The organism is Bacillus cereus group sp. N12 (assembly GCF_016483575.1).
Classification (GTDB): domain Bacteria; phylum Bacillota; class Bacilli; order Bacillales; family Bacillaceae_G; genus Bacillus_A; species Bacillus_A toyonensis.
In genome coordinates, this window is the sequence record NZ_JAEHBO010000314.1 from 1 (window position 1) to 215 (window position 215).

Below are 215 nucleotides of genomic sequence, written 5' to 3' on the forward strand. Positions count from 1 at the left end.
ATGGCTGGGCTAGCTGGATTCGAACCAGCGCATGACGGAGTCAAAGTCCGTTGCCTTACCGCTTGGCTATAGCCCATTAATATTTACTAGTATGCTTATCTTCTCAAAAAAATAAACCCTCTCAGGTTATTTTAAAGAAAATGGTGGAGGGGGGCAGATTCGAACTGCCGAACCCGAAGGAGCGGATTTACAGTCCGCCGCGTTTAGCCACTTCG

General features: G+C 47.9%; 1 tRNA gene. It reads right to left on the minus strand.

What is annotated here, in order from left to right:
- Position 1: 1 nt before the first annotated feature.
- Positions 2-76 (minus strand) — tRNA-Gln (locus JDS92_RS30635).
- Positions 77-215 lie beyond the last annotated feature (139 nt).